Source organism: Wolbachia endosymbiont of Atemnus politus, from assembly GCF_013309895.1.
This window is the reverse complement of the sequence record NZ_JAAXCS010000138.1, coordinates 1-3033: the sequence shown is the minus strand read 5'-3', so window position 1 is coordinate 3033 and position 3033 is coordinate 1. Positions and strand designations below refer to the sequence as shown.

The 3033-nt window shown below is 35.4% G+C and carries 3 protein-coding genes; 1 reads left to right on the top strand and 2 read right to left on the bottom strand.

Going from position 1 to position 3033, the window contains the following annotated elements; genetic code table 11:
• Positions 1-192: 192 nt before the first annotated feature.
• On the top strand, positions 193-909 hold the full coding sequence (locus HET73_RS06765; protein ID WP_174133323.1) for a TerC family protein: 717 nt from the start codon (positions 193-195) through the stop codon (positions 907-909).
• 1 nt (position 910) lies between these two features.
• Here HET73_RS06765 and guaA read toward each other — a convergent pair whose 3' ends face one another.
• Together guaA and HET73_RS06755 are read right to left on the bottom strand one after the other, a co-directional pair.
• Positions 911-2473 (bottom strand): glutamine-hydrolyzing GMP synthase, encoded by a 1563-nt coding sequence (gene guaA, locus HET73_RS06760; protein WP_174133324.1) that lies wholly within the window; start codon positions 2471-2473, stop codon positions 911-913.
• A 110-nt stretch (positions 2474-2583) separates the two neighbouring features.
• A complete protein-coding gene (locus tag HET73_RS06755) occupies positions 2584-2928 on the bottom strand; it encodes a hypothetical protein (protein WP_174133322.1) in 345 nt (114 codons plus the stop codon).
• Positions 2929-3033 lie beyond the last annotated feature (105 nt).

Here is a 3033-nt window from a genome sequence, read left to right as displayed (position 1 = left end):
AAACCAGCTCAAGTGATAGAGAATACTAATAGTTCTAAAGCCGGCGTAGAAGGCACATAGATCTGTTAGCAGAATCTGTGCTGAAGCACCATAGAGATAAGTAGATCTAGCCTGTGCTATACCTTGCCCAGGCGAAGTCACTTAATTTTTACATATCTATTGTAGAGTAAAGGAGCTAAACCGGAAATGAAAATGCTAGCTGACGCTTGGACTTTACTGATACTTACGTTGCTTGAAACTATACTTAACGTAGATAATTTGATCTTTATTTCTTTAGCGGTAGACAAGATACCAAATGCGCTGAAAGAAAGAGTACGCCTTGTAGGTCTTGGATTAGCATTATTAATGCGCTTTATAACACTATTTTTTACATCACATGTATTATCGATGCAAAGACCTATATTTCATATCGTATCGCTCAACATCTCAATAAAAGATTTACTTATGATAGCAGGAGGATTATTTCTCATTGTTAAAAGCTCTATGGAGTTACGGAACGATATTTTCCCACGCAAGCAAACCGAAAAAAAAGTAGATATCAAATCACAATTATTTTTAGTTGTGCTGCAAATTATATTAATAGATTTAGTTTTTTCAGTTGATTCTTTATTAACAGCCATAGCATTAACTCATAACATGGTAATAATTGCTATAGCATATACGTTTTCCATATTAGCAATGATATTTTTATCAAGCTATACTGCTCAATTAATCAAATCTAACCCAAGGTTGAAAATAATTGCTATTTTATTTATTCTACTCGTTGGTGTGTACCTAATACTTGATGGACTTTGCATAGAACTACCAAAAGAATACTTGTACTCTTCATTGATGTTTGCATTGCTTGTCGAAGCTATAAGTAGCACAAGGAAAAAAGTGCGGTGTATGAGGAAGAAAAAACAGCTCTAGGTTATTCCCATTCAATAGTTGCTGGTGGTTTTGAAGTTAAGTCATATACAACTCTATTTACTCCGGAAACATTATTAACGATTATGCTGCTAACATCCTGTAAAAAACTCCAAAATACTGACGAATATTGATTTTTATCTTCAAATGGGAACGCATCGGCTGTCATACCATCAGAAGATGTTACAGCTCTCAAAGCACAAACATATCCATATGTACGACTATCTCCTATAACCCCCACAGTTTTTATTGGCAGCAGTACAGCAAAAGCCTGCCATATCTTATCATATAGATTGTAATTCTTCATTGTATTAATATATATTTCATCTACCTCTTGCAATATTTGCACCTTTTCTTCATCGATTTCACCTATGATCCTCACTGCAAGTCCAGGTCCAGGAAACGGATGTTGAAATATTATCTCGTCTGAAAGACCAATTTCTTTTCCAAGCATTCTCACCTCATCTTTAAAGAGGTAGCGCAAAGGTTCCACCAGCTTTAGGTTCATTTTTTCTGGCAATCCACCAACATTATGATGAGATTTAATTGTACTGGCATTCCCTGAAGCATGTCCTGATTCAACTACATCGGAATAGATGGTGCCTTGCATTAAAAAATCCACATCCCCTATTTTTTTTGCTTCTTCTTCAAACACTTCAATGAAAGTGTTACCGATAATTTTTCGCTTTTCTTCCGGATCAATTATTCCCTTCAACCTACTCAAAAATAAATTTGATTTATCAACGTAGTTTATCGGAATCTCTTTCAACATAGTGATGGTCTGGTTCTTGCGTAACAACCCAGTATCGATAAAAATACAGTTCAATTGTTCTCCTATAGCTTTATGTGTGAGAGCCACTGCAACACTTGAATCAACTCCACCACTTACCGCAGCAATTACTTCTTTCTCTCCTACTAAATTCTTGATTTTTTCCTTCTGCTTCTCAATAAGCGACTTCATTGTCCAGTCTCTTTCACAACCTACAATATCCAAGAAGTTAGAGAGCAACTTACTACCATTTGTTGTAGGTTTAACTTCAGGATGGAACTGAGTACAGTATATCTTACGTTGTTCGTTGACAATTATTGCAATTGTTTGATTTATCACACCTGATGCAATAACAGTAAATCCTTGCGGTATAGTTTCAACACTGTCTGCATGATTCATCAACACATCCACTTCAGAATTAACGTCCCATGTATCCTTTATAATGGGAGATTCTTTTAGTATCTTGATCTTAGTTTTGCCAAATTCCTGGTTGAATTCTTTTCTTACCTTTGCCCCAAAATAATGACAAATGAGTTGCTGCCCATAGCATATTCCAAGTATAGGAACGTTTGTTGCCTCGTTAATTTTTATAATCTCATGCGCTACTTCACTTGCTTCAGAACAACTATCACTTACAGAGTGTGGTCCTCCAGAGAAAATGAATCCATTGAATTTTGATACTATTTTAAAATTGATGTTGCTTGGAAATATCTCACAATAAACGCCCATTTCTCTGACTTGTCTTGCGATAAGCTGTGTAAACTGTGAACCAAAATCAATAATAGCAATTGCTGACAACCTATTCCTCCATATCATTTAAAACAATACCTTGATCCCCGATAATAAAGAAAATAATGGAGTAAGTAAACTAAGACCTCTTTAAAAGCTTAACATATTGCTTAAATAATCTACTTTTGAGCTGACAGAAATTTTGCACGGTAATAGCTCAACTTTCTCGGTTCTTTTTCAGGGACAAGACATACTTTAAGTTCGTCCCAACCACTATCACCAACCAATGCTATGCATGCCGTGGATAGAGACTTAGCTTCGATCACTTTTCCAGTTTTGTTGTCTACAAACCTTTCCACTCCTTCAACTCTAATTTCGTATTTCTGGCCACTCTTTGAGCGATCCCATACAAGTATTTTCCCTATAAATAGAGCTTTGATAACTTTTTGATTTTGCGTTGAGCTATCATCAACTTGGTCAGGTTTGGTCACTTTTGGTGCAGTTAGCGGTTTATTACCCACCATATTATTTAACACCTTGTATACTATATATGTTACAACCTCGTTTTTAACTTCTTCTGCTCTTTTATCTACATATTTTTCAACTTCACTACGCTTTTAAATTGTCAA